Source organism: Pseudomonas nunensis (genome assembly GCF_024296925.1).
Classification (GTDB): domain Bacteria; phylum Pseudomonadota; class Gammaproteobacteria; order Pseudomonadales; family Pseudomonadaceae; genus Aquipseudomonas; species Aquipseudomonas nunensis.
Genome location: NZ_CP101125.1, coordinates 3,917,837 through 3,944,183, shown reverse-complemented (window position 1 = coordinate 3,944,183; position 26,347 = coordinate 3,917,837). Strand labels below are relative to the sequence as shown.

The 26,347-nt window shown below is 57.5% G+C and carries 32 protein-coding genes and 1 tRNA gene; 16 read left to right on the top strand and 17 right to left on the bottom strand.

The genetic code is table 11. The features are described 5' to 3' along the window. Positions 1-165: 165 nt before the first annotated feature. The 3 genes from NK667_RS17040 to NK667_RS17030 form a co-directional block, all read right to left on the bottom strand. The gene (locus NK667_RS17040) at positions 166-465 is read right to left on the bottom strand and encodes a DUF3077 domain-containing protein (RefSeq protein ID WP_054615543.1); all 300 of its coding nucleotides are present in this window, start codon (positions 463-465) and stop codon (positions 166-168) included. Between the two features lie 514 nt (positions 466-979). Beyond that, positions 980-1,336: a DUF7079 family protein gene (locus NK667_RS17035; RefSeq protein ID WP_054054188.1), complete on the bottom strand. Its 357-nt coding sequence runs from the start codon at positions 1,334-1,336 to the stop codon at positions 980-982. 13 nt (positions 1,337-1,349) lie between these two features. Next, a complete protein-coding gene (locus NK667_RS17030) occupies positions 1,350-2,054 on the bottom strand; it encodes a murein L,D-transpeptidase catalytic domain family protein (RefSeq protein WP_054054186.1) in 705 nt (234 codons plus the stop codon). A 77-nt stretch (positions 2,055-2,131) separates the two neighbouring features. Between NK667_RS17030 and NK667_RS17025 the strand changes: the two genes are divergently transcribed. After that, the gene (locus NK667_RS17025) at positions 2,132-3,865 is read left to right on the top strand and encodes a L,D-transpeptidase family protein (RefSeq protein ID WP_054615542.1); all 1,734 of its coding nucleotides are present in this window, start codon (positions 2,132-2,134) and stop codon (positions 3,863-3,865) included. 98 nt (positions 3,866-3,963) lie between these two features. On the opposite strand, the gene NK667_RS17020 is transcribed toward NK667_RS17025, so the two are convergent. Both NK667_RS17020 and NK667_RS17015 read right to left on the bottom strand, forming a co-directional pair. Then, on the bottom strand, positions 3,964-4,707 hold the full coding sequence (locus NK667_RS17020) for an anti-sigma factor family protein (RefSeq protein WP_054615541.1): 744 nt from the start codon (positions 4,705-4,707) through the stop codon (positions 3,964-3,966). Next, entirely contained in the window at positions 4,700-5,212 is a 513-nt protein-coding gene (locus NK667_RS17015) for a sigma-70 family RNA polymerase sigma factor (protein WP_054615540.1), read from the bottom strand. The genes NK667_RS17020 and NK667_RS17015 overlap by 8 nt, the downstream gene beginning before the upstream one ends. A 154-nt stretch (positions 5,213-5,366) precedes the next feature. Between NK667_RS17015 and NK667_RS17010 the strand changes: the two genes are divergently transcribed. Beyond that, a complete protein-coding gene (locus NK667_RS17010) occupies positions 5,367-6,335 on the top strand; it encodes a metallophosphoesterase family protein (protein ID WP_054054177.1) in 969 nt (322 codons plus the stop codon). A gap of 15 nt (positions 6,336-6,350) precedes the next feature. Further along, positions 6,351-6,659, top strand: coding sequence for a cupredoxin domain-containing protein (locus NK667_RS17005; protein ID WP_054615539.1), 309 nt, complete (start codon positions 6,351-6,353; stop codon positions 6,657-6,659). Positions 6,660-6,783: 124 nt separating this feature from the next. Here the strand turns inward: NK667_RS17005 and NK667_RS17000 are convergent, their stop codons facing one another. Next, positions 6,784-7,269: a hypothetical protein gene (locus tag NK667_RS17000; RefSeq protein ID WP_054054174.1), complete on the bottom strand. Its 486-nt coding sequence runs from the start codon at positions 7,267-7,269 to the stop codon at positions 6,784-6,786. A 159-nt stretch (positions 7,270-7,428) separates the two neighbouring features. Between NK667_RS17000 and NK667_RS16995 the strand changes: the two genes are divergently transcribed. The 5 genes from NK667_RS16995 (at position 7,429) to NK667_RS16975 (ending at position 10,658) form a co-directional block, all read left to right on the top strand. Then, positions 7,429-8,094, top strand: a complete 666-nt coding sequence (locus NK667_RS16995; RefSeq protein ID WP_054615538.1) for a ribonuclease T2 — start codon at positions 7,429-7,431, stop codon at positions 8,092-8,094. A gap of 238 nt (positions 8,095-8,332) precedes the next feature. Further along, positions 8,333-8,830 (top strand): PAAR domain-containing protein, encoded by a 498-nt coding sequence (locus NK667_RS16990; protein WP_054054171.1) that lies wholly within the window; start codon positions 8,333-8,335, stop codon positions 8,828-8,830. A 3-nt stretch (positions 8,831-8,833) separates the two neighbouring features. Continuing rightward, complete coding sequence (locus NK667_RS16985; RefSeq protein ID WP_054615537.1) at positions 8,834-9,562, top strand: hypothetical protein; 729 nt, start codon at positions 8,834-8,836, stop codon at positions 9,560-9,562. A gap of 67 nt (positions 9,563-9,629) precedes the next feature. Continuing rightward, a complete protein-coding gene (locus NK667_RS16980) occupies positions 9,630-10,088 on the top strand; it encodes a hypothetical protein (protein WP_236708606.1) in 459 nt (152 codons plus the stop codon). 39 nt (positions 10,089-10,127) lie between these two features. Then, positions 10,128-10,658, top strand: coding sequence for a hypothetical protein (locus NK667_RS16975; RefSeq protein ID WP_054615535.1), 531 nt, complete (start codon positions 10,128-10,130; stop codon positions 10,656-10,658). Between the two features lie 22 nt (positions 10,659-10,680). On the opposite strand, the gene NK667_RS16970 is transcribed toward NK667_RS16975, so the two are convergent. Next, complete coding sequence (locus tag NK667_RS16970) at positions 10,681-11,532, bottom strand: LysR substrate-binding domain-containing protein (protein WP_054615534.1); 852 nt, start codon at positions 11,530-11,532, stop codon at positions 10,681-10,683. Between the two features lie 108 nt (positions 11,533-11,640). Here NK667_RS16970 and NK667_RS16965 point away from each other — a divergent pair, with 108 nt between their 5' ends. Together NK667_RS16965 and NK667_RS16960 are read left to right on the top strand one after the other, a co-directional pair. Next, complete coding sequence (locus NK667_RS16965) at positions 11,641-12,345, top strand: haloacid dehalogenase type II (protein ID WP_054615533.1); 705 nt, start codon at positions 11,641-11,643, stop codon at positions 12,343-12,345. Between the two features lie 14 nt (positions 12,346-12,359). Beyond that, positions 12,360-13,127 (top strand): aldolase, encoded by a 768-nt coding sequence (locus tag NK667_RS16960; RefSeq protein ID WP_054615532.1) that lies wholly within the window; start codon positions 12,360-12,362, stop codon positions 13,125-13,127. 134 nt (positions 13,128-13,261) lie between these two features. On the opposite strand, the gene NK667_RS16955 is transcribed toward NK667_RS16960, so the two are convergent. After that, positions 13,262-13,903, bottom strand: coding sequence for an HAD family hydrolase (locus tag NK667_RS16955; RefSeq protein WP_054615531.1), 642 nt, complete (start codon positions 13,901-13,903; stop codon positions 13,262-13,264). A 155-nt stretch (positions 13,904-14,058) separates the two neighbouring features. Here NK667_RS16955 and NK667_RS16950 point away from each other — a divergent pair, with 155 nt between their 5' ends. Then, a complete protein-coding gene (locus NK667_RS16950; protein WP_054615530.1) occupies positions 14,059-15,627 on the top strand; it encodes a sensor domain-containing diguanylate cyclase in 1,569 nt (522 codons plus the stop codon). Positions 15,628-15,686: 59 nt separating this feature from the next. Here the strand turns inward: NK667_RS16950 and NK667_RS16945 are convergent, their stop codons facing one another. Continuing rightward, positions 15,687-16,001, bottom strand: coding sequence for a hypothetical protein (locus NK667_RS16945; protein WP_054615529.1), 315 nt, complete (start codon positions 15,999-16,001; stop codon positions 15,687-15,689). Positions 16,002-16,248: 247 nt separating this feature from the next. After that, positions 16,249-16,782 carry a GNAT family N-acetyltransferase gene (locus NK667_RS16940; RefSeq protein ID WP_054615528.1) on the bottom strand — a complete coding sequence of 178 codons (534 nt, stop codon included), beginning with the start codon at positions 16,780-16,782 and terminating at the stop codon, positions 16,249-16,251. Positions 16,783-16,911: 129 nt separating this feature from the next. Between NK667_RS16940 and xth the strand changes: the two genes are divergently transcribed. Further along, positions 16,912-17,706 carry an exodeoxyribonuclease III gene (gene xth / locus NK667_RS16935; RefSeq protein WP_054615527.1) on the top strand — a complete coding sequence of 265 codons (795 nt, stop codon included), beginning with the start codon at positions 16,912-16,914 and terminating at the stop codon, positions 17,704-17,706. Between the two features lie 111 nt (positions 17,707-17,817). Then, entirely contained in the window at positions 17,818-18,654 is an 837-nt protein-coding gene (locus NK667_RS16930) for an arylamine N-acetyltransferase family protein (protein WP_054615526.1), read from the top strand. Between the two features lie 39 nt (positions 18,655-18,693). Here NK667_RS16930 and NK667_RS16925 read toward each other — a convergent pair whose 3' ends face one another. The 3 genes from NK667_RS16925 to NK667_RS16915 all read right to left on the bottom strand — a co-directional run bounded on the left by NK667_RS16925 (position 18,694) and on the right by NK667_RS16915 (position 19,825). After that, positions 18,694-19,119 carry a DUF4952 domain-containing protein gene (locus NK667_RS16925; RefSeq protein WP_054615525.1) on the bottom strand — a complete coding sequence of 142 codons (426 nt, stop codon included), beginning with the start codon at positions 19,117-19,119 and terminating at the stop codon, positions 18,694-18,696. 80 nt (positions 19,120-19,199) lie between these two features. Beyond that, a complete protein-coding gene (locus NK667_RS16920; protein WP_054615524.1) occupies positions 19,200-19,541 on the bottom strand; it encodes a BrnA antitoxin family protein in 342 nt (113 codons plus the stop codon). Positions 19,542-19,543: 2 nt separating this feature from the next. Then, positions 19,544-19,825, bottom strand: coding sequence for a BrnT family toxin (locus NK667_RS16915; RefSeq protein ID WP_054054142.1), 282 nt, complete (start codon positions 19,823-19,825; stop codon positions 19,544-19,546). A gap of 256 nt (positions 19,826-20,081) precedes the next feature. Here NK667_RS16915 and NK667_RS16910 point away from each other — a divergent pair, with 256 nt between their 5' ends. Beyond that, positions 20,082-21,599 (top strand): nucleobase:cation symporter-2 family protein, encoded by a 1,518-nt coding sequence (locus NK667_RS16910; RefSeq protein WP_054054140.1) that lies wholly within the window; start codon positions 20,082-20,084, stop codon positions 21,597-21,599. Positions 21,600-21,774: 175 nt separating this feature from the next. On the opposite strand, the gene NK667_RS16905 is transcribed toward NK667_RS16910, so the two are convergent. Beyond that, positions 21,775-21,850 (bottom strand) — tRNA-Asn (locus NK667_RS16905). 227 nt (positions 21,851-22,077) lie between these two features. On the opposite strand from NK667_RS16905, the gene NK667_RS16900 reads away from it, so the two are divergent. After that, positions 22,078-22,308: a hypothetical protein gene (locus tag NK667_RS16900; protein ID WP_054054139.1), complete on the top strand. Its 231-nt coding sequence runs from the start codon at positions 22,078-22,080 to the stop codon at positions 22,306-22,308. Here the strand turns inward: NK667_RS16900 and NK667_RS16895 are convergent. The 3 genes from NK667_RS16895 to NK667_RS16885 all read right to left on the bottom strand — a co-directional run bounded on the left by NK667_RS16895 (position 22,305) and on the right by NK667_RS16885 (position 24,281). Next, a complete protein-coding gene (locus NK667_RS16895) occupies positions 22,305-22,505 on the bottom strand; it encodes a hypothetical protein (protein ID WP_054615523.1) in 201 nt (66 codons plus the stop codon). The two genes, NK667_RS16900 and NK667_RS16895, sit on opposite strands and share 4 nt — an antisense overlap. A 238-nt stretch (positions 22,506-22,743) precedes the next feature. Then, positions 22,744-23,940 (bottom strand): amino acid aminotransferase, encoded by a 1,197-nt coding sequence (locus tag NK667_RS16890; protein WP_054054134.1) that lies wholly within the window; start codon positions 23,938-23,940, stop codon positions 22,744-22,746. Between the two features lie 161 nt (positions 23,941-24,101). Then, a complete protein-coding gene (locus tag NK667_RS16885) occupies positions 24,102-24,281 on the bottom strand; it encodes a hypothetical protein (protein WP_054054132.1) in 180 nt (59 codons plus the stop codon). Here NK667_RS16885 and uvrB point away from each other — a divergent pair. After that, positions 24,280-26,295: an excinuclease ABC subunit UvrB gene (gene uvrB / locus NK667_RS16880; RefSeq protein WP_054054130.1), complete on the top strand. Its 2,016-nt coding sequence runs from the start codon at positions 24,280-24,282 to the stop codon at positions 26,293-26,295. The two genes, NK667_RS16885 and uvrB, sit on opposite strands and share 2 nt — an antisense overlap. Positions 26,296-26,347: the final 52 nt, after the last annotated feature.

Here is a 26,347-nt window from a genome sequence, read left to right as displayed (position 1 = left end):
TAGCTTAAGCATTAAATCCCGCCGTGCGCGGTTTTTTTTCGTCTCGAGGAAAATGCTGAATACAACTCAGGAGGGCCTGAAGGACAGGATTTCCTTTTTGCAGACCTTCGAACAATCAGCACCGAACGCCCCGATTACTCGGGGCGAATATAGAATGGTTCGCCGCTATTTAGCAGTTTTCTTTCCCGCAAGATTAGGTCGCGGTGAAACAGCTTTCATCACATCATCAATGATCGCCTTACCCATCGCCGTCAGATAGTGCGCGGCCCAGGCGTGACGGTCGGTGTCTCTCTCGAACGCGGCGTCCTGCGCAAGCGCCTTGGCCAGGGACAGCAAGTCAGACGCTTTTAACAATGCTTCGCTGACCGGTACATCCGCACTGACGTGGAACATTGCCAGTTCTGAATCTGGGCAGTAAATGCAGGGGGTAAAGCCGAGGGTTTTAATTTCTGTGGGATCGGTCATATGTCACCTCCATTGATGCATAGATGACGAGGCGGGGAGCTACGCAATCCAGGATAGCGGAGAGTAAATAGGCCAATTTTGTGCGGATTTACTTTGTTCATTAACAGTTCCCTTGATTGGTGGAAACTGCCACTTAGCCGTCTCAAAAGCTTGGGTGGCAGCTGTGCGTGGTGTGAGACCCGGCAATCAAGGTAACCGGTAGGCCCGAGGGCCTTCCACGCACAGCCGCCATAAAACCGTATCGCAGCCGAAAAATGCCGCGATGGGTTCTGTGGCGCTTTGCGCCTTGATTGGAATCCGGGGTCTCACGCCCGGTCGCTGTATGTGCAGCGACGTTTGGAGAGTATCCCGACGCAGATAGGACCAACAAGGAGGTAACCAGCCCAAAAGCACAGCAGGCGTACCCTCTTACGCAACTCTCGGATTTTGCCTACAACTTCATCGAGAGTCACTGGATATTCCGAAAGTCGGAATAGAGGAGGGAGCATCCAAGCGTATAGATCTCACATGCGACTCATAAATTTTTCAGGATTTCCTTCCAGATATATCCATAGCTATAACGCAACCAAGCGATTTTCAGCCGATCAATGATGCGCTGAACCGGACTCGTCTCTCGAGCGCTCAGCGCCTTCTCGATTTCACTCAGTAGAGATTCATCTTCAAAGCCAGTCCAGATCGGTGGGACAGCGGCCTCCAGATTCCAGAAGCAAACCGGTGCGACTTCCATATAGAGGATGTCTTCCACGATTTTTAAGTCATAGGGCCGAACTTGCTCGGCCATGTAGGCGTAATCAACCCAGCTGTCTACAAACGCTTCTGCCAGAGCTATACGTACCCGATTTTTATGTTCCAGAGTCAAATCCATAGACATGTGGCCCACCCACTCACCGAGTAGTTTTCACCCCAGAAACCCCCGCCATCGTCCCACTCCCACAATTCACAAACGAAGAAGTCTTCAACCACCGCTGATCCGGGTAATACGAAAACAACAACTGCCCATCCTTCATCGAATCAATCAACCGATGCGCAATCGCTGGCCGCACCGCCGGGCATCCCAGGCTGCGACCAATCCGCCCATTAATCTTTGCCAGTTTCGGGCTGACGTAGGGTGCGCCGTGAATCACGATGGCCCGATCAAACGCGTTGTCGTTAAACCCGGGTTCCAGCCCTTCCATGCGCAACGAATAGCCGTTTTGCCCGACATAACTGGACTGGGTGCGGTATAAGCCAAGGCTGGTGGCGAAGCTTTCGTTTTGGTTGGAGAAGTTGACGGCCATGTTTTCGCCGCTGTTGCGGCCATGGGCGACGAGTTCATGAAACAGCAATTTGCGCTTCTTTAAATCGAACACCCACAGGCGCTGTTCGGTCGAAGGCAGTGAGTAATCGATGACGGCGAGCCGTTGTACGGGGGCCGAACCTTGGGCGATTCGACATTGGGAGGCGCGAACGGCCAGACCAATGACGTTGGCGTTAGCACCGGGGGCCGCTTTGGCGAGGGCGGCAGCGAGAGAATCGGCGTAGGCTAGCGGTATTGACGTTACCGTCAGCAGCAGGGCCGAGCATAGAAAGCCAAAGCGGTTTAGCGCCATAGAGATGTCTCATTAAGTTATTTCGAGTTTAGCAGGGCAAACGACAAGTGCTGAACGCACGAGATTAAGGATTATCCATGAGGCAACTATCAAGGTTATTCGTCATAAGCCATGTCTTTTTTATGGGCTTTCTGATCAGCGGCACGGCCGTCGCTGAAACTTCGCCGATCGCGCCGGAAAATCCGTCGATCAGCATGATCGAGGCGATACCCGACGATAACGTCGCCCAGGAGATTCATGCAGTGCTGGAGCCGATGATTTCGGCATTCCCGCCGTTGCAGACCCGGCCGCGTCATCAGCGCATCGACGTTAACCGCGTGGTGCTGGATTTCTATACCCATCGCCAATTCCGTGCGGCGTGGACCAACCCTGATGATGTCGCCCAGTTGCTGAAAAGCCTCAACGACACGCAAATCGATGGCCTGGAGCCTGCGGATTTTCGTGGCGATGATTTGGCCATGGCTCAGGCGTCGATGCAGAACACGGCGCCGACGCCGGCCCAGCAAGCTGCCTTCGACCTCGCGGCAACCCGCACTTACCTCACGGCATTGCTGCAATTGCGCCGGGGCAAGGTTGACCCTGCGCGGCTGGACATGCATTGGAATTTCGACATTACTGGCGCCGACCCTCGGGACGACGTGAATAACTTCTTCATCGCGCTCGACACCCATGATGTCGCTAGCGCCTTTGCGCAAGCGCCGCCGCAAGAGGCGGTGTACGTCGGTTTGCGTGAAGCCTTGGCGCAGTTGCGCACGATTCGCGACCGTGGCGGCTGGCCGAAAATCACCGAAGGGCAATCGCTCAAGCCAGGAATGGACGGCCCCGCCGTGGCGCAGTTGCGCGCGCGGTTGGCGGCGGGCGGTTACCTGGACTCGAAACACAGCAAAAACAATGAATACGACGATGCCGTGATCGCCGCCGTGAAAAAGTACCAGACCGAACAGTACCTGGGCGCGGACGGCGTGGCCGGTGCGACGACCCTCGCGGCGTTGAACGTGCCGGTGCAGGCGCGCATCGATCAGGTGCGGGTCAACATGGAGCGCGCGCGCTGGCTGCTTTATAAACTGCAGGGCACGTTCGTTATTGTCGATATCGCCGGGTACAAAGTGGCGCTGTATCGCGATGGCCAACCCGTCTGGCGTTCCCGGGTGCAGGTCGGTAAACCGTTTCGCAGTACGCCGATCTTTCAGGCCGAGATTACTTACGTCACGTTCAACCCAACATGGACCGTGCCGCCAACGATTCTGAAAGAAGATGTGTTGCCGAAGATTTTGAGCAACCCGAATTACCTCAGTGCCAACCGCATTCGTCCGCTGGATCGGGAAGGCAATGTGCTGGATCCGGCGACCATCGACTGGAGTCATCCGCAGGGCATTACTTTGCGCCAGGATGCCGGGCCGGAAAACTCGCTGGGCCAGGTGGTTATTCGCTTCCCGAATGACTATGCGATTTACCTGCACGACACACCGCACCGGGAGTTGTTCGCGAAGAACGTCCGCGCCACCAGTTCGGGCTGTATTCGGGTGGAGAACCCATTGCAGTTGGTCGAGTTGCTGTTTAACGATCCGGTGCGCTGGAACAGCGCCGGGATTCAAAAGCAACTGGCCAATGGCAAGACCGAGAACATTCGCTTGCCGGTGAAAGTGCCGGTGTTGTTGGCGTATTGGACGGTGGACATGGGCAGCAACGGGCGAGTGGCGTTTAAACCGGATGTGTATGGCTACGATAATCCAGTGTTGAAAGCGCTGAATTCGCCGGCGAAGTTGCCGGCGCTGGATTTGCAGGCGGCGGTGGGGCAAGTCAGGCCGTAACTCCTTCGTAGGAGCTGCCGAAGGCTGCGATCTTTTGATATTAAAGACCAAGATCAACAGATCGCAGCCTTCGGCAGCTCCTACACTGGGGAGTCGTCTTAGGCGCCATTCCTGAGCAACTGCCCGAGCGCCTCAAGCTCACTTTTTTCCACGTCCGAAACCATCACAAACCGCATGTGATTTTTCTCCCACGACACCACGTTAAAACCACGAATCGACCGTGTTTGCGCCGGTTTATCCGCTTCGGTCGTCGGCAGGATAAACACGTTGATGATGTGCTTGGCCCGCGCATAACTCAGCGCCGCCGTGGTCTGGTGTTGCAGATAATCCAGCCGCCCACCCAACAACGGAAATCCTTGCGCCGCGTAATCGAATACCGGTGGCGAGAAGTCGAGTTTGCCGGTGAACCAGGGCTTCACCGTGTGGCGATCTGACGACACCACATCATTCAAATGCTCACCCATCAATGAGCGAACATGGCTCGACACCGCCTCATCCATTAGCGGTTGTTCACTGCCAGGCGTCGCCACAAATAGCACCAACGCCAGGGCCAGTGCCGCCGCTGAAAAGGCTGGTGCGAACCATGTTCGCCAGCGTTCGAACGCACTCCGCTGTGGCGCAACGGACGCCAACACATTGGCAGTCAACGACGCTGGCGCCGCGTAATACGGCGCGTGCCGTTTCACGCTGTTCATCAGCAACCGCGACTCATCATGCAGCCGCGCGCACTCGGCACACTCGGCCAAATGCCCGGCTACTTTCGCCACCGTCACGCTGTCCAGTTCCTTGTCCAGATACCCATGAACCAGCGTCTGGCAAGCCGTGCAGTCGAGTTCATTCATGGTCGTGCATCTTCTGTAGTTCGAGCTTGAGCATGGCACGAGCCCGGGCCAGTCTCGACATGACGGTGCCGATGGGAATATCGACCACCAGGGCGATGTCCTTGTAGGGCAGGTCTTCGAGCTCCTTCAGAATAATTACCTCGCGAAACGCTGGCGGCAGGGCGCTCAGGGCTTGCTGGATCTGCACCGCGTTTTCCGTGTGAATGGCCAGCAGTTCCGGGGTTTGGCTGTGGCTCAGGGCCGGTTCGTCGTCGATGAGTTCATTGTTGATAGCGACCCAGCGGTGGCCGGCCGCAGCCTTGAGCCAGGTGTAGCTTTCGTTACGCACGATGGTCAGGAACCAGGCTTTTGGATTGCCATCGGCGAAGCGGTGCAAAAACCGAAAGGCGCGCAGCGCACTTTCCTGCACGACATCGCGCGCGGCGCTGTCGTTACCGGTGAGCCAGCGCGCGAGGTTATAGGCCGCGTCCATGTGGGGCGCAAACAGTTCCTCAAATCGCTTCATAGTGTTTCCCGCACCGTCCCACTCCTGTAACTGTGATTCACGGTGTTTTATTCCCGGGAAAAAATATATTTTTCGACGCGGAATAAAGACTCGTCCTACCCGGTTGTACCTCGTGTCAGCTACTTCACTGTAGTCCGCCAACGAGGGCAAACCGATGGACATTCAATCAAAACATCAACGACGTACCGACGGTCCGCTGAACCCCGACCGCAGGACGCTGCTCAAGTGTTCCGCATGGGCCGGGGCCGGGGTGATCTGGGCTTTGAGCGGCGGCGTTCCCCGGGCCTTTGCGCTGGACAGTTCCGGCAATGTCACCGACCCCAAGGCATTGGCCAGCACCTTTCACTTTGTGCAGATCAGCGACTCGCACATCGGCTTTAACAAAGAGGCCAACCCGGAACCGGTGAAGACCTTACAGGTGGCCATCGACAAGGTCATCGCGTTGCCGAAACGGCCGGCGCTGATCCTGCACACGGGCGACATCACCCACCTGTCCAAAGCCGAAGAGTTCGACACCGCTGCGCAATTGCTCAAGGGCCTGCCGTCCACCGTGCACTACGTGCCGGGCGAGCACGACACGCTCGACGAGGGTGGCGGCAAGCTCTATCTGGAACGTTACGGCAAGGGCACCAAAGGCAACGGCTGGTACAGCTTCGATGATCACGGCGTACATTTCATCGCGCTGGTGAACGTCTTCAACTTCCAGGCTGGCCGCGAAGCGAACCTGGGCGCCGATCAACTCGCCTGGCTGGCCGACGACTTGCGCGCCGTGAGCACCAGCACGCCGATTGTGGTGTTTACCCACATTCCGTTGTGGACGATTTATCAGCCGTGGGGTTGGGGCACCGAGGACGGCGACCAGGCGATTGCCATGCTGCGCAAGTATGGATCGGTGACGGTGTTGAACGGGCATATCCACCAGGTTATCCAGAAGGTCGAAGGCAACATCACCTTCCACACCGCTCGCGGCACGGCTTATCCACAACCCGCACCGGGCACGGCGCCGTCACCGGGGCCGATGACGGTCGCGGCGGATCAACTGCGCAATTACCTGGGCGTCACTGATGTGCGCGCGACACAGGGCGAGCATCCGCTGGCGCTGATCGATTCGACATTGGTTTAAGGGGAGGGCGCGAGGATGAAAAAGCTATTGCTGACGATGGTGTGTCTGATGCTGTCGATGCCGGTGTGGGCTCAGGATGTGAAAATCGATATCAAGGAATTCATGTTCGGACCCAAGGACATGACCGTAGCGGTCGGGACCAAAGTGACGTGGGTGAACGATGACGAGATCCCGCATACGGTGGCGGAAACCCACAAAGTGTTCCGCTCGGGGGCGCTGGATACCAATGACAGCTTTTCCTACGTGTTCAACACGCCGGGGGAGTTTGAGTATTTCTGCGCGCTGCATCCGCAGATGATCGGGAAGATTGTGGTTAGCCAGTGAAATGAACACCGACCTCCTGTGGGAGCGGGCTTGCTCGCGAAAGCGGTGTATCAGTCAACACATGTGGCGACTGACACACTGCCTTCGCGAGCAAGCCCGCTCCCACAAGGGGAACTGATGTGGTCTAGAGATCCAGTCCTTCCTGAATCACCGACAGCAGATTAACCTCAGTCAACGCCACCGCATCCAGCTGCTGCCCGGATTGCTCGATCGACTGTAGCCACCACTGGCTTTCACCGTGCTCGCTGACGGTTCGCAGCAGCGGAATCTCTTTGCCCTTGAGATGAATCTCGACCCGGCCTGCGCCGTCGGCTGTGAAGCGCACGATCGGCACGAAAGTGATGCTGTGGTGGTTGCCTTCAATCACCAATTGGTCGATGGAGTAGGCGTAAGTCGCGCCTTCAGGATGGCGCTCGAAAACATGGGTGGGATTACGCCGAATGCTCAGGCCAGCCTCCAGCAGCGGCTTCAGCCACGCTTCGATCTGGTGATACATTGCGTACACTTCGCCAGGCCAACTGTCGATCGCCTGATCGGTGCCGCTGGTTGCGTCGACGCCGGAATGCCGGGTATCTCTCAGTTTTGCGGCGAGCTCGTCTGCCTTACTCATGTCGATTCCCTGTCGTGATGTAAGAGTGATCATAGCGTTATCAAGGTAATGCACGTTTTGCCTTGCGTCATGCGATTGAAACACCTGCATGACAAAACAACCCCTGGCCGATCGTCGGCCCAGGACTCAACCAAGTCATCATTCCCAAGGAGTGGGTATATGAAAAAGCTTTACGCAGCCATCGCGATCCTCGCGATAACGTTCGGTAACATCGGCCTGAGCAATGCTCGGCAAACACATCAAGGCAAAGCGCCAGTCGAGTCAGTGGCAGGAGTATTCGATTACTACCTGCTGACGCTGTCCTGGTCGCCGACCTTCTGCCTGACCCATAAAGACGACGTGCAATGCTCCGGCAAAGGCTACGGCTTTGTGCTCCACGGCCTCTGGCCGCAATACGCCAAGGGCGGCTGGCCGGAGTCGTGCCCGCCGATGGTCGCGCTGTCACCGGCCGAGCGCACCCAAGGGCTGACGCTGTTCCCGACGCCGAAGTTGCTTGAGCATGAATGGTCGAAACACGGTACTTGCAGCGGTCTCGGTGCGACGGGTTATCTGGATGCGGCGGACAAAGCCGTGGCTGCGGTGAAAGTCCCCGAGCAACTTCAACCTTTCAGTGGCACGCATTACTTCACGGCGCAGAAAATCAGCGACCTGTTCCGCGAGAGCAACCCCGGGATTCCGGCGGACGGCATTGCTGTGCTGTGCAGCGGCCCGGAGTTGTCGGAAGTGCGGGTGTGCATGGGCAAGGATCTGGAGTTCGGCGCGTGCGGGAAGGGCGTGAAAACCCAATGCCGCGCGGGAGATATCCGGGTTCCGCCGTCGCGCTGATATCGCTTAATTAAAACGCAAAACCTGTGGGAGCGGGCTTGCTCGCGAAAGCGGTATGTCAGCCAACATTGATGTCGATTGATATGGCCTCTTCGCGAGCAAGCCCGCTCCCACAGGATTGCGGTGGCTCAAATCCTGCGATGATCTCTGTACTTGGCATTTGAACAAATCCCCCACATCCCTCATCCTTGCGCGCTAATTCAATGGATTGTCAGAAAAGCCTGCAAGGAGCTTGTGCATGAGCGGAAAACCCGCTGCCCGCCTCACCGACCCCACCGCTTGCCCGCTACCGGGACACGGCACCAATCCCATCGCCAGCGGTTCGCCGAATGTGAACTTCGATGGCCTGGCCGCTGCGCGCATGACCGACAAATCGGCTTGCGGCAGCCCGATCACCGGCGGCGTGTCCGCGACGGTATTTATCAATGGCTTGAACGCCGCCACCCTCGACAGCGTGGGTGGCCACGGCAATGTCGTCATTGGTGGTTCGGGCACGGTGATTATTGGCGATACCGTTGTTTCTGCCCCGTTCACCGGACTACTGCCGATGCCGGTCAACTTCACCGACAAGTTGAAACTGGTGAACGCGACGACCGGCGAGCCGATGCCGAATCATCCCTACATGATTCAGCGTGCGGACGGGCGCCAAGAGCATGGCGTATCTGACGCGTCGGGGTTCACCCACACGATCAGCTCGCACCTTCCCGAAAGCATCAAGTTGTTTTTGGAGGAGTAAGGCATGGCGGGTGAAACGGTTACGTGCGCGAAAGGCAATACGTATAAGCAGCGAAGTGAACATACGCTGACGGACAAGAAGGATGTCAGTGAAAAGACTGTGCCGATTGAGAGTACCAAGGCCGTTGTTATTTTTGTGGGTGGGGCGGGGGATAAGGAAAGTTACTATTTTTCAGGTCGTCCTTACCGAAATGTTCTCCAGGCACGGACATCGTTCGATACGCGCACTAGTACCTTGAAAAAAGAAGGGAAGTATGAGTCTACCTGGGTTGGCTACAATGATGTAAGAGGCAAAAAAGATATTCAGAGAAGTGTTTTGGGTTTGATTCCTTATAAGAGTTGCCCGGTATATATTGTCGGGCATAGTCTGGGTGGCTGGAACGGTGCGCATCTGACGAAAATAATGTCGGATTGGGGTTATAAAATAAAAATGTTGATCACCCTGGATCCTGTTGGTGAGGGTGCTTTAGTATGGTTAGGTTCAGATATCTATATGGATAAACCATCTCCTGTTGCTGAGAACTGGATTAATATAAAGGCGACGCCTTCGACACCGGATTCCTCAGATGGGGTGGCGGACTTCGGTGAGAAATGGATTATTGATTGCGGTCCTTCCATAAATGCCAATGTAGATGCAAATCATTATAATGCTAGTGCGTTGTTTGCTAGGCCAATCTCGGGAGCGAAATCTGCTAGCGACTTGCTATTTGAGTCGATAATGAGTGGGTTTTGATGATATGAAAAATTCGTTACTTCTATTACTGCTTATCCTTGTTTCTTCTTGTGCCAAGGATCATGTAATGCCAGCTGCCAATCTGAGCTATGTGTCTATTGAACGAGAAGATCAATCCTTTCTATATGATATTCACTACAAGTCAGACATTAACTTTTTGGATCTCTTTGGCAAGGGTGAAAGCGAGGGCGTCGCATCTGCCATACTTGAATGTGCACTTGGCGATGACCAGGATATTTCCGTGGAGCGTTTTCGGCAGCTTTCAGCGTATGGGGTGATTGAGGCGGATCAGGTTAAAACGGATGGGCAGAGTTATCGTTATGTTACGAGTGCTTTTTTTAAGAGGACTATAAAAAATGGCACTGGAGATGATGACTTATCTATAAAGGAAATAAATTCAATTCTTTTGAATAAGAGTAGTATTCCTTGCAAAGCTGTACTCACAGCTTATGGCTATAAGCCTTATTACTCAAATGTTATGAACGTGCCCGTGGCTGACCTGCTGCGCGAGGTTAATAAACCATGAGTCAGTTGCGTTTATTCGTGATTGTAGGGCTTGCCAAGAATGAAGATCTTAATATGTCTGCTTCTAGCTGTGATGTGCTCGTCTTGTGCTAAAGAGCATAATAAGTCATCTGCTACTGTAGGGTTTTTGTCAGTCAAACGGGAGGGAGGACTTCCACTGTACGATATCAGTTTCAGTTCCAATATTAATCTTCAGGACCTTTATGGGCGAGGAGAAGGGCTGGGACAGGCTTCAACTAATCTTAACTGCGCGTTGGAAAATGACAGTGATTTTTCAGTCGGCAACACGATAGAACGCTCAGCGTATGGTTTGATTGAGAAGAGCCCTCCCGGTCATGTTCAGGGCGCATTCAACTATGTCACCCGTGCCTTTTTGAGCGAAACACGCAATAAAGGCACGTCTCGGAGAAATCTTTCGGTGGATGAGTTGAACTCGATTCTGGCAAACAAAACTGACATCCCCTGCAAAGTGGTCATCACCGCCTACGGTTACAGACCGTACTATTCGAATACCATGCACATCCCAACCGCCGATCTCCTTCGCGAAATCAACAAGCCCAGATCCAAATGACGAAAACCCGGAGGCGCAATCTTCAACCCCGCGCCTCCCCACTCAACGCCTCCTTCAAAAACTCCACCAACCCCCGCTGCAACCCGGTCAACGTGCCCTCGCGACTCACCAGCGCCAACTCCGACGACGGCAATTCAGGCAAATCCGTACACACCGTATGCTCCGGCAGCACTGCCGACTCCGGCAATACGGAAATCCCCAAGCCCGAAGCCACCGCCGCTTGAATCCCGGTCAAGCTATGGCTGCCGAACGCCACGCGCCACGGCCGCTGAGCCTTATCCAGCAAGCGAATCGCTCGCTGTCGGTAAATACACCCCTGCGGAAACAACGCCAATGGCAACACCCCGTTAGCCGAATCCACTCCTGCACCTTTCACCCACACCAACACTTCCGGCCAGGACGCCCAGCACGGACCGCTGTCCGGTTCGCGTTTGATCAGGGCGATGTCGATTTCACCGGCGTCGAGTTTCTGCTTGAGGTCGAGGCTCATACCGCTGATGGTTTCCAGTCGTGCATGCGGTTTCGCCTGGCTGAACCCGGCGAGTAGCGTGGCCATGCGTCGGGCGTCGAAGTCTTCCGGCACGCCGAGGCGCAGGATCTCCAGATCGACGTCGCTGGCCAGCGCCTGCACCGCCTCCGAAGACAGCGCCAGCAAGCGCCGGGCGTAACCGATCAGCCGTTCGCCATGTTCGGTGACGCTGATGTTCTGTCCGGTGCGATCGCGAATCAGCAACGGGTGGCCGATCAGCTCTTCCAATTTGCGCAACTGCTGGCTGACCGTGGACTGGGTCCGGTGCACGCGCTCGGCAGCGCGGGTGAAGCTGCCTTCGTCGACCACGCAGACGAAGCTCTTGAGCAATTCGAGATCGAGCATGGCGGGCCTCCTGATATTCGATTTTCAACTGAGTTCGAGGTATAGATTTAATTTCACACTATCACCAAGCGCTCATAAGCTGAAGCTCTCATCTCAGAGGATCTCCCCATGACGCTCCAGCACACCCCGCGCCCCGAGTGGCTGACCTTCGACTGCTACGGCACGTTGATTCAATGGGACGAAGGCCTGAAAGCCGTGGTCGCCGAGATTTTGCGTGACAAGGGCGAGCACTCGGTCGATGTCGATCGCCTGATCGCGGTGTATGACCGCCATGAACATCGGCTGGAGCAGATGCCGCCGCACCGGTCGTTTCGTCAATTGAGCACCGAGGGTTTGCAACTTGCCCTGGAAGAGCTGGGGCTGGCGAGTCTTCCCGAAGACAGTCAGCGCTTGGCCGGGGCGATTCCGCGGATGCCACCGTTTCCCGAGGTGATCGAGACGCTGGCGCGGCTGAAAGCCATGGGGTTCAAGCTGTGCATCGTGTCCAACACCGATGACGACATCATCGCCGGCAACGTTGCGCAACTCGGTGGGTATATTGATCGGGTCATCACCGCGCAACAGGCCGGCGCTTACAAACCCAATCCAAGGCTGTTTGACTACGCTCATGAACAGCTTGGCGTGCGCCGTGATCAGGTGGTGCACATCTGCGCCAGTCCGATGCTGGACCACACCGCCGCGCGGGATATGCAGTTCCGCTGCGTCTGGATCGACCGCGGCACCGGTCGGCAATTGCTGCCCGACTATCGACCCGATGCGATCTTGAGCACGCTGGATCAGGTCGTGCCGTTATTCACTTCACTTGGCTGGTAACTCACGGAGTCGTTATGGCACACACCCTTGCAGGCAGTTCCCGTCCGGCGCGCTACGCCAATCTGGATCTGGATTCGGAGGCCGCGCTCATTGCTCGCACGGAATTGGCGGCGTGCTTCCAACTGGCGGCGCTGCACGGTTTGGAGGAGGGCATATGCAACCATTTTTCAGCGATGGTGCCGGGGCGCGATGACCTGTTTTTTGTGAACCCTTACGGCTATGCGTTTGCCGAGGTCAGCGCTGAGAACCTGCTGGTCTGCGACTTTCATGGCAATGTTGTGGCGGGTGACGGACAGCCCGAGGCGACCGCGTTCTACATCCATGCGCGGCTGCATAAACAACTGCCGCGGGTGAGAGTGGCGTTTCACACCCACATGCCGAATGCCACGGCGCTGTGTTTGCTGCAAGGCCCACCGCTGCTGTGGCTGGGGCAGACTGCGTTGAAGTTTTACGGGCGCACGGCGGTGGACGAGGATTACAACGGTCTGGCCCTTGATGAGTCCGAAGGTGACCGGATTGCCAGCGTCATGGGCGATGCCGATATCCTGTTCCTGAAAAATCACGGCGTGATCGTTGCCGGGCCAACCATCGCTGAGGCTTGGGACGATCTGTATTACCTGGAGCGTGCTGCTCAGGTGCAGTTGCTGGCGATGGCGAGCGGGCGTGAGCTCAAGCCTGTCTCCCATGAGATTGCCCAGCGGGCGTATGAGCAGATGCGATTGGGGGATGCCGAGAGTGCGCGGGCGCATTTGCAGAGTGCGATGCGGCGGTTGGCCCGGTAGGTTTTGCGGTGACTGGGCGGGCCTCTTCGCGAGCAAGCCCGCTCCCACATTGGATCTTCAGTGAACACAAATTTTGTGTACCACACAGATCCCATGTGGGAGCGAGCCTGCTCGCGAATGCGGTCCCCCCAATCTCAGCCAGCTTGAACCGGCAACCCCAGCGCTACCAAATCCCTCCGCAGTTGCGCCGCGTCGAAGAACTGGATCGCATGAAACCCCTCGCGCTGTGCCCCATCGATGTTCGGCCGGTGATCATCAATAAACACCGCACGACTGCAATCAACGTCATAACGTGACGCCAACAACTGGAAAATCTCTGGCGAAGGCTTGATCACGCCCTCGGCGCCCGACACCAGAATCCCTTCGAAGCGCTGCAAGAATTCAAAACGCTCAAGGGCAATCGGAAAGGTTTCGGCGGACCAGTTGGTCAGCGCCAGCAGCCGGATGCCGTTGGCGTGCAGTTCATCAAGAATGGTCACGGTGTCTTCGATGGCACCGTCGAGGGTTTCTTCCCAGCGTTCGCGGTAGGCGCGGATCAGCGCTTCCTGGCCAGGATGCCGGGCGATGGCTTCCTCGATGGCTTCCTGCCAGGTCCGGCCCTTGTCCTGTTGTTCGTTCCAGGCGGTGTGGCAAACCTCCGTCAGGAAGGTTTCCATCGCCTCGACGTCGTCACCGAACAATTTTTTGTAAAGGTTTCTGGGGTTCCAGCGGATAAGTACATTGCCGAGATCGAAAACGGCGGTATTGATGGCGACCGGGTGAGACTGAGCACTCATGTTTTCCTCCATGGGTAAACCTGCGGGACAGGTCCTGAGGCCTTTGATCCTAGCAGAGCGGGTTTCCCATTGGCCCCAGACAACCCCGTAGACTAAGCTCACAAAAAATAAGGGCTTTGGGCCTTCGCCCATGCCGTGCCCTCCAGGAAACACCTTTGCCTATCCCCATTCACGACTCGCATCACGCCCCCGGCGCCCTGAAACGCTTGCCTTTGCTCAAGGCTGCAGCGTTTTTTATCGCGGCGGTGTGCTTGTGCCTGTGTGGTTTGCTGTACCTGCAACTGGAGCAATCGCGACGCCATGACCTGGCGTTGGCAGAAGTCGCGTCGTCGAACCTGACCCGGGCCATGGCGCAGCAGGCCGAAGACACGTTCATGAAGGCCGATCTGGTGCTGACCAGCCTGGCCGACTGGATTCAGGCCGACGGTTACGACACGACCCAATTGCCGCGTCTGCACAAAACCTTTGTGCAGCGAGTGCAAGCCTTGCATCAATTGCACGGGATTTTCCTGTTCGACAAACAGGGGCAATGGATCGTGACCTCGTTCCAGGACTTGCCGCGTGGCTCGGGTGTATCGGATCGCGAGTACTTCAAGTTCCACCAGCAAAACGTTTCGTCCCTGGCGCACATCGGCCCGGCTATCCGCAGTCGCGAGAACGGTGAGTGGATCATTCCGGTGACCAAGCGCGTCAACGACAAGGATGGCAACTTCCAGGGCGTGTTGCTGGCCGGGATCAAGATGGCGTACTTCGATCAGTTCTTCAAAAGTTTCAGTATCGATGAGCAGGGCACGATGTTTTTGGCGCTCACGGACGGCACGTTGCTGGCGCGGCGACCGTTCGTGGAGTCGCAGATCGGAACGTCGCTGGCCCAAGGGGCGATTTTTCAAAGGCACTTGCCGAGCGCGAATTCCGGCAATGCGATGATCAATTCGGTGGTCGATGGCACGGTGCGCTTGTATGGCTACCGTCAGCTGGAAGCGTATCCGTTGGTCGTGTCGGCGGCCTCGTCAAGGGACGCAATTCTCCATGACTGGTACGCCACGGCGTTTCAATCGAGTGTCATCGTCGCCTTGGTGATCTTGGGTGTGGGGCTGTTCGGCTGGGTGTTCATTCATCAGGTGCGCGACGGTGGGCGGATCGAAGCCGATCTACGCCAGGCCCAGGAAGCGCTGGAGCTGATCGCCACCCATGACAGCCTGACCGGTTTGGCCAACCGACGCTTGTTCGAGCGGGCGCTGGACATCGAGTTCGGTCGCGGTTCCCGACAGGCGAGCCCGCTGAGCCTGGTGATGCTCGATATCGATTTCTTCAAGCGCTACAACGACACTTACGGTCATGTGGCGGGGGACCATTGCCTGGCCGAAGTGGCGCGCGCGCTGAAGAGTTGCTGTCATCGCAAGGCTGATCTCGCGGTGCGTTATGGCGGTGAAGAGTTTGCAGTGCTGCTGCCGGACACCGACATTCACGGAGCGTTGGTGATTGCCGAGCAGATTCGCCGCAGTGTCATGGACAAAAACATCACCCACAGCGGCTCACCCACCGGGTACGTAACCGTCAGCCTGGGTTGCTATGCATTTGTGCCGACCGGACGCGACAGCATCGAAGTCTTCATCCAGCGCGCAGACGCCGCGCTGTATCAGGCCAAGCACTCAGGACGAAACCGTTCGGCGGTGCTGTCGCTGGAGGGGGGCGTCGAGGCGTTGATGCGTTCGGATCGCTGAACAGGTGAAAAGACAGGTCCTGATCCCGACCTTCAAAATCAAAAGCTGCCTTTTCGCGTTCAGCTGCCCGTGCCACCGCCAGCTCCGCCCGTCCCGCCACCGGGCGCTCCGGTGCCACCGCCCGCGCCAGAACCGCTGGTCCCGCCGTTGCTGCCGTTGACACCCGAGCCTGTGCTCGATGAGTTGGTGCCGTTATTGGTTTCTTTACCGCCGGACGGTGCACCGGGCGTGCTGTTGGGTGGCAGTGTCGAGCCGCTGACTCCGCCGGATTTGGTGCCGGTGGCATCAGGGGCATCGTTGGCGGCATAACTGGCCAGCGGCGCTGCGCACAGCAAACCTGCCAGCAGTAATGAGGTGATTTTTGTCGTGATCATGGTACGTCTCCAGAATTGAGTCGTTACCTGATATTGGTGTTCGGGTAGGCGCGGTTGGTGCCGGCAAGATGACGAATGGCGACCTTCCTCTGTGGGAGCGGGCTTGCTCGCGAAAGCTTCGGCACATCCAACATTGACGGCGACTGGCATACAGCTTTCGCGAGCAAGCTCGCTCCCACATTAAGTCGTGGTGTTAGTGAGGGTTGTATTCGGCGAGTTTCTTTTCCAGGTGCTGCCGAACCTGTGGTCACTCATCATCGATGATGCTGAACCGCACAGAGTTGCGCTTGCGTCCGTCCGGCATGATCCGTTCGTGGCGCACGATGCCTTCCTGCTGCGCGCCGAGCCTGAGGATCGCGTTGCGTGACTTCTGGTTATTTTCGTCGGTGGTGAATTGCACGCGTACGCAATCGAGCACTTCAAACGCGTGGCGCAGCATCAGGTATTTGGTTTCGGTGTTGACGAAGGTTTTCTGCCAACTGGCGCCGATCCAGCTGCTGCCGATTTCGAGCTTGCGATTGAGTCGGTCGACTTTCCAGAAGCGTGTCGAGCCGATGACCTTGCCGGTGTCCTTTAGCACGATGACGAATGGCAGGACAGTGCCAGCGTCGCGACCATCAAGGGCTCTTTTCAGGTAGCTGTCGACGGTGATCGGGGAGGGCACGACGGTGACCGTCAGGTTCCACAATTCTCCGTCCCCAGCCGCCTCGACCAGTGCGTCGGCATCGGTGTATTGCAGGGGGCGCAGGAGAATTCTGTGGCCTTCGAGGCGGGTTTCCATGAGTCGCTATTCTCGGCAAATCGGCTAGGGCGTTGGACGCCTATTACGCCGCAGATTGCTTTCCGGGCGCAACCACCAGAACGGGCTGCTGTCACAACCTGGACACCTCGCCGCCAGGAGCCTCGGCCGATGAAGAATTTGCGAATTGCGACGTTCAACGTCAACGGCCTGCGGGCTCGACTGCCTAATCTGCTGGCCTGGCTGGTGCGAGAACAACCGGACATTGTCTGCCTGCAAGAACTCAAGTCCCTCGACAGTGCGTTCCCTGCCACCGAGCTGGAAGCGGCAGGTTACGGCGCGATCTGGCAGGGCCAGTCCTCCTGGAACGGTGTCGCGATTCTGGCCCGGGACGCGCAACCGCTGGAGAGTCGTCGCGGCTTGCCCGGCGACGATAGCGACACCCAGAGCCGCTACCTCGAAGCTGCGGTGCACGGGGTTTTGGTGGGATGTCTGTACTTGCCCAACGGCAACCCGCAACCGGGGCCGAAATTCGATTACAAACTGGCCTGGTTCGAACGGTTGATCAGTTATGCACAGGCCCTTCAAGCCAGCGATCATCCGGTGGTCCTGGCCGGCGACTACAACGTGGTGCCCACCGACCTCGACATCTACAACACACGCTCCTGGCTCAAGGACGCGTTGTTGCAACCCGAGAGCCGTGAGTGTTATCAACGATTGCTGGACCAAGGCTGGACCGATTCCCTGCGTCATCTCTATCCCGAGGATCGTCTCTATACGTTCTGGGATTATTTCCGACAGCACTGGCAGAAAAACTCCGGGTTGCGTATTGATCATCTGCTGTTGAACCCGGCGCTGAGTCCTTATCTGCAAGAGGCCGGGGTTGATGCCTGGGTGCGCAACGAGCCTCATGCCAGTGACCATGCGCCGACCTGGATCCGGCTGGGGACGCGCAAGCGGCGTTGATATTACGTCGGTGGCGATTGGCGAAATCAATTGTCGGTCGCAGGGCTTTTTCCCTTATATATGGCGCCCATCGGCGGAGTGATCCGCGGCCCCGCACATAAGGACTGAGCAATGAGCGAGTCACGCCTGAAGAATCTGAACCTGTATTTGCAACGCCTGGGTTTCAACGCGCCCCCCGCGCCCACGCTGGAAACCCTGCGCCTACTTCAGCTGCGCCACACTGGCGCCTTCCCGTTTGAGAATCTCACGACGTTATCGGGCGAACCGGTACTCATCGATTTGCCTTCGATTGAGCAGAAAGTCCTGCAGCAAAATCGTGGTGGCTACTGCTATGAGCTGAACAACTTGTTCCTCGCTCTGCTGCAGGAACTGGGCTTCGACGCTCGCGGCATCAGCGGCCGTGTGGTGATGGGCCAGCCCGAAGGTGCATGGACGGCGCGTACCCACCGCTTGAGCCTGGTGATCCTGGACGGCGTGCGCTACATCACCGATGTTGGTTTTGGCGGCATGGTGCCCACCGCACCGCTGAAACTCGATAGCAGCGATGAACAACTCACCCCCCACGAACCCTATCGCATCGAACAACATGTCGACGGCTATACCCTGCGAGCCAAGGTGGGCGATGAATGGCGAGCGATGTATATCTTTGATCTGCAACGCCAGGAAGACATCGATTACACCGTCGGCAACTGGTATGTCTCGACGCATCCTGAATCGTCTTTCGTCAAACAGTTGATGGTGGCGCGTACCGGGGAAGGGTGGCGAAAGACGCTGAACAACGGCAGCTTTGCGCTCCACCGGATTGGCAGCGAGAGCGAGCGGCGCCAAGTGACAGATGTGGATGAATTGACCGGGTTGCTGCAAAGCGAGTTCGGGATTCAGGTGCCGATCAATGACCGGTTGCGGCAGGTGCTTGTGCGTTTGATTGAGCCGAAAGAACAAGCCTGATCGAGTCTGCTGTGCATCGGTCGGTCGTCGCCAGGCGTTTCAGGGATCCTCTGCATACGCATCGACGCCGATGTAAAAGTAGTCGATGGCTGGCCACGATTTTCGATCACGGATCAACGTCTCTCCTGAGCCCATCGTGATGGAATAACCAATGTCGGTCTGCTTGTCTCGATAGAAATGTGCTGTCGATTCCCATATGCAACACACTCGCTTGAGAGCGGGCTGACCAAATTGTTGTTTGAGGTATTTTTCAGCTTTGGAGGCGTTTTCCCCCGACACCCGGTAGCTGGCCGAGAACGGCTGTCCCTGACGATCGATTGACTGCTGACAGCCCTGAAACTCGATAAACCCGGGCTTGTCGCTGAGCTTTACCAAGAAGTCATCACACACGAGCTCGGCCTTGGCGCCACTGGCGAAGAGCATTAACAGGGCGGCCAAAAGCCTGAACAGTGATGGACGTTTCAATTCTTTCCCTGCCTGTAAATCACCACACCATTTCCTTTGAATTCCGCCCAGACACCGATGTCGGGCGGTGAGGTTGTTATCTACGGTCGGACATCTGGCTCCATCACCCGATGGATTTCGCTGAGGGCGTCAGCGAGTTTTTTCTCCAGGCATTTCAGATCGGTCGCGGTTACGCCTTTTTTGATATGGCCGCCGCTGGCACCGCTGTGCGGCGTGGCCTTCGCGGCTTGCCCCTTATCGCTGAGCAATACCTGACGCAACGTATTGTTGATCACCGTCTGATACCCAAAGCCCTCGTTCTCCGCGAGCGTACGCGCCGCCTCGATCACGGCATCATCCAGCATGATGGTGATGCGGGTCTTGCCTTTGCTGGAAGCAATGGCCCCGCGCTTGGCGTTACTGAAGTCGTACTCGTCTTTCATGGTCATGCCTCCCTGTATTGGTGGCGCTCGTTTTTGGTAGCGGTGCGCGCGGAAATAATTCGAACGAAATTCGGGTCACGCCAGGTGTAGGCAACCACCAGCACACGTCCTTTGGCATCCTGTCCGAGGATGATCCAGCGTTGTTCATCGTGATCGCAGTCTTGCAAGGTCAGCGCTCGCTCGTCATTGAATACGGTTTCGGTCTCGGCCAGGCTGACGCCTCTATGCTTGAGTTTATTGGCTGCATTCTTTGCTTTGTCGTACTGAATTTCGAATGGCTTCATTATGCATACTTTATATGTATAAAAAAGAGGGCATCCGTGCCGGCGGTCGCCATGAAGGCAAAAGACTAGCGGGGGGTGGGGGTTGTGCAGGGATGGATGTATTGCAAGGTTTTTGCTGGCTCAGGCGCGCCGTCTCAGCAGGTCGGATGGCTATATGTCCATAATCTGACTGGATAGTTGTATACAACTCTATAGACATTTGTCCTGAGTCTTGCATACAGTGTGCGCATAACAAAAACCAGGGAACCCCCCAACCATGAAAACGCCCCATGTTTCACACCAACGGCCCGAGGATGAAAACCTTGGGATCGGCGCGAATATGGCTTACGGCCTGCAACACGTTCTGACCATGTACGGCGGCATCGTCGCGGTACCCTTGATCATCGGCCAAGCGGCCGGGCTCTCACCGGCGGACATCGGTTTGTTGATTGCTGCTTCATTGTTTGCGGGGGGGCTGGCGACGTTGCTGCAGACCCTTGGTTTACCGTTTTTCGGTTGTCAGTTGCCGCTGGTGCAGGGCGTGTCGTTCTCTGGCGTCGCGACCATGGTGGCGATTGTCAGCAGCGGCGGGGAGGGCGGCTTCCAGTCGATCCTCGGCGCGGTGATAGCTGCTTCGCTGATCGGTTTGCTGATCACGCCGGTGTTCTCGCGAATTACCAAGTTCTTCCCGCCGCTGGTCACGGGCATTGTGATCACCACCATCGGCCTGACGCTGATGCCGGTGGCCGCACGCTGGGCCATGGGCGGCAACAGCCACGCCCCGGACTTCGGCAGCATGGCGAACATCGGTCTGGCGGCAGTGACCCTGGTATTGGTGCTGCTGTTGAGCAAGGTCGGCAGTGCGACCATCTCGCGCTTATCGATCCTGCTGGCCATGGTCATCGGCACGGTGATCGCGGTGTTCCTCGGCATGGCGGATTTCTCGTCCGTTACCCAAGGCCCGATGTTCGGCTTCCCGACACCGTTCCACTTCGGCATGCCGACCTTCCACTTCGCCGCGATCCTGTCGATGTGCATCGTGATCATGGTGACCCTGGTGGAAACCTCCGCTGACATCCTCGCGGTGGGCGAGATCATCGGCACCAAGGTTGACTCAAAACGTCTGGGCAATGGTCTGCGCGCTGACATGCTGTCGAGCATGATCGCGCCGATCTTCGGCTCCTTCACCCAAAGTGCTTTCGCCCAGAACGTCGGTCTGGTGGCGGTAACCGGCATCAAGAGCCGCTTTGTGGTCGCCACTGGCGGCATCTTCCTGGTGATCCTCGGCCTGTTGCCGTTCATGGGTCGGGTTATCGCAGCTGTGCCGACGTCGGTACTCGGCGGCGCCGGCATCGTACTGTTCGGCACCGTGGCGGCCAGCGGCATTCGTACGCTGTCCAAGGTCGACTACCGCAACAACGTCAACCTGATCATCGTCGCCACCTCCATCGGCTTCGGCATGATCCCCATCGCCGCACCGAACTTCTACGACCACTTCCCGAGCTGGTTCGCGACGATCTTCCACTCGGGCATCAGCTCGTCGGCGATCATGGCTATCGTGCTGAACCTGACCTTCAACCACTTCACCACCGGCAACTCGGACCAGCAGTCAGTTTTTGCGGCCGGCACTGAACGCGTCCTGCGCTACCAGGACCTGGCGGCGTTGCGCGAAGGGGACTACTTCAGCGAAGGCAAACTGCATGACTGCGACGGCAAGGAAATCCCGGTCATCGAGGCCGACCATGGGCATGCAGAGCCACGGTCGGCGCATTCGAAAAGTGGGGAGCATGTCTGACGGCTCCCCCCGCTAAAAAGGCTGTAGATCAAAAGATCGCAGCCTTCGGCAGCTCCTACAGGTGAACGCGAATCCTGTGTAGGAGCTGTAGAAGGCTGCGATCTTTTGACTTTTCCACAGGCCCACAAAAAAGCCCCTGAACCTTTCGATTCAGGGGCTTTTCGATGTTGCTGTCTGGCTCCACGACCTGGACTCGAACCAGGGACCCAGTGATTAACAGTCACTTGCTCTACCAACTGAGCTATCGCGGAATGGCGTGTATGTTACTGATTCAAAAAGAGAAGTCAAGCATCCATTGCTAACTTCATCGATTCAATGGCACGAGTGGTGTTTTAGCGCTGATTGGCGGTTACCAGAATCGTGGGAGAGGTCTACCATAGCTGCCCGGAAGTGGTGACACGCGCTACCGGCCATTCGCCGAAAAGGTAAGCGCCATGAATCATCCAGCACTCGCATCGCAAACAAACGGGGTGTTCGCATGAGCATCGCCCAGATCAGTCTGCCCAAGGGTGTCGGCCCTCACGCCGAAAAACTGTTGGACGCCATCACTCAGGCCAGCACCGCTGACGAATTGAACCGCGCCGGTGGCAAGGCTGAAGGCTTCGTCCTTGGCCTGGAAAGCGCCAAGGCGATCAAAAGCCAAGTGGCCGAATCGCTTTACGTGGCTTACGACGACGCCGCCAGCCAGCGCGCAACCGAACTGGCTTAACCGCCGAAGGTGAAGGTGCCGAGCATCAGCTTGGCATACAGCGAGGTGGCGGCCAGTTGCACCAGCCACAAGGCCAGGCCACCGAGAAATACGCCGGCAGCCACTTGCAGCAACAGGTTGTTGCCGCGTTTGGCCGGGGTGCGGGGCACGAAATGGTCCAGCTCGTCCCGGTCAGCGCGTAGGTCATCGTTTTTCATGTGGGTTCTCGTCAGAAATCTCGGGTGTATACAAAACCCTGTGGGAGCGGGCTTGCTCGCGAAGAGGGCGTGTCAGTCGACATCGATGTTGCCTGATACATCGCATTCGCGAGCAAGCCCGCTCCCACAGTTTGATCTGTGTGCAGTTTAGAGGGCGCAGACATCGCTTTGACACTTATCTGCGACAAATAAAAAACGGGAAGCCCAAAGGCTTCCCGTTTTTCGTACCGCGCGAGACTCAGATCACCTGAACGATGGCCTTGGTCACCGCGTCGATGTTGCTCTGGTTCAACGCGGCCACGCAGATGCGGCCGGTGTCCAGGGCGTAGATGCCGAACTCGCTGCGCAGGCGGGTCACTTGCTCAACGGTCAGGCCGGAGTAGGAGAACATGCCGCGTTGACGGCCGACAAAGCTGAAATCCCGTTGTGGGGCTTGCTTGGCCAGCGCTTCAACCATCTGGATGCGCATGCCGCGAATCCGCAGGCGCATTTCGGCCAGTTCTTCTTCCCACTGTGCGCGCAGTACCGGGCTGTTCAGCACGGCGGCGACGATGCTTGCACCGTGGGTCGGCGGGTTGGAGTAGTTGGTGCGGATCACGCGTTTGACTTGCGACAGCACGCGCGCGCTTTCTTCTTTCGATTCGCTGACGATCGACAGGGCGCCAACGCGCTCGCCGTACAACGAGAACGATTTGGAGAAGGAGCTGGAAACGAAGAAAGTCAGGCCCGATTCGGCGAACAGGCGCACGGCTGCGGCGTCTTCGTCGATGCCGTCGCCAAAGCCTTGGTAGGCCATGTCGAGGAACGGTACGTGACCCTTGGCTTTCACAACCTCCAGCACGTTGTTCCAGTCCGCCGGGCTCAGATCCACGCCGGTCGGGTTGTGGCAGCAAGCGTGCAGCACAACGATCGAACCGTTCGGCAGGGCGTTCAGGTCTTCGAGCAGGCCGGCACGGTTAACGTCGTGGGTCGCGGCGTCGTAGTAGCGATAGTTCTGCACCGGGAAACCGGCGGTTTCGAACAGCGCGCGGTGGTTTTCCCAGCTTGGGTCGCTGATCGCCACGACAGCGTTCGGCAGCAGTTGCTTGAGGAAGTCGGCACCGATTTTCAGTGCGCCAGTACCGCCAACGGCTTGGGTGGTGAGGACGCGACCGGATGCGATCAGCGGCGAGTCATTGCCAAACAGCAGTTTCTGCACGGCCTGGTCGTAGGCAGCGATGCCATCGATCGGCAAGTAGCCACGGGAAGCGTGTTGAGCGACGCGAATCGTCTCGGCTTCGACAACGGCGCGCAGGAGTGGAATTCGCCCCTCCTCGTTGCAATAAACACCGACCCCCAGGTTGACCTTGTTGGTACGGGTATCGGCGTTGAATGCTTCGTTGAGGCCCAGGATTGGATCGCGTGGTGCCATTTCGACAGCGGAGAACAGGCTCATTTTTGCGGCGGCTCTGAATGGAGTGTGGAGGGACGTGTCGCGCTCCAGCCGAATGCACTAGAGCGGTGCACAAACGGGGAGCTAGTATAGAGGCCATCTGCGATTGATGGCGACAGACGATTCGGCTTTTACAGCAAGTTTTTTCGATTATTTTTCGACCGTTAGTCGATTGGCATCGTCAAAGACTTCGAGGGATGTAGGACGTTTGCCTTGAAAGCGCGGGCAATCGGCTCCACATTGAGCACAATCCAGTTTTTTTCCTCGGGCGACGTGAGTCGTTTGCGGCCTTTCTCGCTCCTGTCGGTTTGACCGTGCAAGGCGCGAACCCAGAGGTATTTCATGTCTGAATTCCAGCTAGTCACCCGCTTCGAGCCCGCCGGCGATCAGCCGGAAGCCATCCGCCTGATGGTCGAGGGCATCGAAGCCGGGCTGGCGCACCAGACGTTGCTCGGTGTGACCGGTTCGGGCAAGACCTTCAGCATCGCCAACGTAATCGCCCAGGTGCAGCGTCCGACTCTGGTGCTGGCGCCGAACAAAACCCTGGCCGCGCAGTTGTACGGCGAGTTCAAGGCATTCTTCCCGAACAACGCCGTCGAATACTTCGTTTCCTATTACGACTACTACCAGCCCGAAGCCTATGTGCCGTCGTCGGACACCTTCATTGAGAAGGACGCCTCGATCAACGACCACATCGAGCAGATGCGACTCTCCGCGACCAAGGCGCTGCTGGAGCGCAAAGACGCCATCATCGTCACCACGGTGTCGTGCATCTACGGTCTGGGCAGCCCGGAAACCTATCTGAAAATGGTCTTGCACGTGGATCGCGGCGACAAGCTCGATCAACGCGCCTTGCTGCGCCGTCTGGCGGACCTGCAGTACACCCGCAATGACATGGATTTCGCCCGGGCTACGTTCCGTGTACGCGGCGACGTGATCGATATCCACCCGGCGGAATCCGATTTCGAAGCGATCCGCATCGAGCTTTTCGATGACGAAGTGGAGAAAATTTCCGCGTTCGATCCGCTGACCGGCGAAGTCACCCGGCAGTTGCCGCGGTTCACGTTCTATCCGAAAAGCCACTACGTGACGCCACGGGAAACCCTGCTCGGCGCCATCGAAGGGATCAAGGTCGAGCTTCAGGAGCGCCTGGATTACCTGCGCACCAACAACAAATTGGTGGAAGCCCAGCGTCTGGAGCAGCGAACCCGTTTTGACCTGGAAATGATTCTGGAGCTGGGTTACTGCAACGGCATCGAAAACTACTCGCGCTACCTGTCGGGCCGTGAATCCGGTCAGGCGCCGCCAACCTTGTTCGACTACCTGCCGGCCGACGCTTTGCTGGTAATCGACGAATCCCACGTCAGCGTGCCGCAGGTTGGCGCTATGTATAAGGGCGACCGCTCGCGTAAAGAGACGTTGGTGGAATACGGTTTCCGCCTGCCGTCAGCGCTGGATAACCGGCCGATGCGTTTCGACGAGTTCGAAAACATCAGCCCGCAGACGATTTTTGTCTCGGCCACACCGGGCAACTACGAAGCGGAACACGCCGGTCGCGTGGTCGAGCAACTGGTGCGTCCGACCGGTCTGGTGGACCCGCAAATCGAAATCCGTCCGGCGCTGACCCAGGTCGACGATCTGCTCTCGGAAATCGGCAAGCGCGTGGCCCTGGAAGAGCGGGTGCTGGTCACCACGCTGACCAAGCGCATGTCCGAAGACTTGACCGATTACCTGGCTGACCACGGCGTGCGAGTGCGTTATTTGCACTCGGACATCGACACGGTCGAACGGGTCGAAATCATCCGCGACTTGCGCCTCGGCACCTTCGACGTGCTGGTGGGGATCAACCTGCTGCGTGAAGGCCTGGACATGCCGGAAGTGTCGCTGGTGGCGATTCTCGATGCGGACAAGGAAGGCTTCCTGCGTTCCGAGCGCTCGCTGATCCAGACCATCGGCCGGGCGGCGCGTAACCTCAATGGCCGCGCGATTCTGTATGCCGACCGGATTACCGGCTCCATGGAGCGGGCAATCGGCGAGACCGAGCGCCGTCGCGACAAGCAAATTGCGTTCAACCTGGCCAACGGCATCACGCCTAAAGGTGTGTTCAAGGACGTCGCCGACATCATGGAAGGCGCCACCGTGCCGGGCTCGCGCAGCAAGAAGCGCAAAGGCATGGCCAAGGCTGCGGAGGAGAGCGCCAAGTACGAAGCCGAATTGCGTTCGCCGGGCGAAGTCGCCAAGCGCATCAAGGCGCTGGAAGAGAAGATGTACGCGTTGGCACGGGATCTGGAATTCGAAGCGGCGGCGCAGATGCGCGATGAGATTGGCAAGTTGCGGGAGCGGTTGATCTCTGTCTGATATTTGCAGAGGCTGTTATGGCCTCTTCGCGGGCAAGCCTCGCTCCTACGGA